This is a genomic window from Chloroflexota bacterium, assembly GCA_015478725.1.
Taxonomy (GTDB): domain Bacteria; phylum Chloroflexota; class Limnocylindria; order Limnocylindrales; family CSP1-4; genus C-114.
Map to the genome: position 1 here is coordinate 1 of JADMIG010000141.1, position 1,126 is coordinate 1,126.

The 1,126-nt window shown below is 63.1% G+C and carries 1 pseudogene; it reads left to right on the forward strand.

Features of this window, described 5'->3' with window-relative positions:
• Nucleotides 1-44 precede the first annotated feature (44 nt).
• Nucleotides 45-1,126 (forward strand): annotated as a pseudogene (locus tag IVW53_16160) (IS630 family transposase).

A 1,126-nucleotide genomic window follows, 5' to 3' on the forward strand; every position in this document is an offset into this window, starting at 1 on the left:
TGTAGTGCTTCCGATATAGCTTTATTTCTGATATGATGCTGGGCATGAGACCCAGCACGCAGATCGACATCTCGGCAGAGGATCGGACAGAGCTGGAGCGGCTGGCGCGGGGGCGCAACACGCCGCAGAAGGTCGCCCTACGGGCGAAGATTGTCCTGCTCAGCGGCGACGGTACGCCGACGGGCGAGATCATGCAGCGACTCGACACGACGACGCCGACGATTACCTTATGGCGCAACCGGTACACAGCTGCAGGTGTCCCTGGGTTGCTCAAGGACGCGCCGCGGCCCGGGCGCAAACCGCAACTGAGTGCGGCGACGATCGCCGGCATCGTCGAGCTGACTCTGCGCGAGAAGCCGGCAGATGCGACCCACTGGAGCACGCGCAGCATGGCGGCTGTGGCCGGGATCAGCGACACAAGCGTCCTGCGCATCTGGAAGGCGCACGGGCTCCAGCCACACCGCGTCGAGACGTTCAAGCTGTCGCGAGACCCGCAGTTCATCGAGAAGTTGCATGACGTGGTCGGACTCTACGTCGACCCGCCGAAGAAGGCGCTCGTGTTCTCAGTCGACGAGAAGAGTCCCAGATTCAGGCGCTCGACCGCACGCAACCCGGGTTACCGATGAAGCGCGGCCGCGCCGGGACGATGACGCACGATTACAAGCGGAACGGGACGACGACGCTCTTCGCAGGCCTCAACGTCCTCACCGGCGACGTGATCGGCACCTGCATGCCGCGGCACCGGCATGACGAGTTCCTCGTCTTCCTTCGGCTGATCGATCGCTCGACACCCGCCGACCTGGACCTCCATCTCATCGTCGACAACTACGCGACGCACAAGCATCCAGAGGTCGAGCGCTGGCTGATGCGTCATCCCCGCATCCACATGCACTTCACGCCGACGTCCGCATCGTGGTTGAACCTCGTCGAGCGCTTCTTCGGCGAGCTCACCCAGAAGCGGCTGCGCCGCGGCGTCTTCCGCAGCGTCAAGGAGTTGGAGGCAGCGATCGACGCGTACCTCGCACATCGCAACGAACACCCGAAGCCCTTCATCTGGACGGCGTCCGTCCAAACGATCCTCGATAAGATCGGCAGAGCTAAAGAAGCGTTAGAAGCACTACACTAG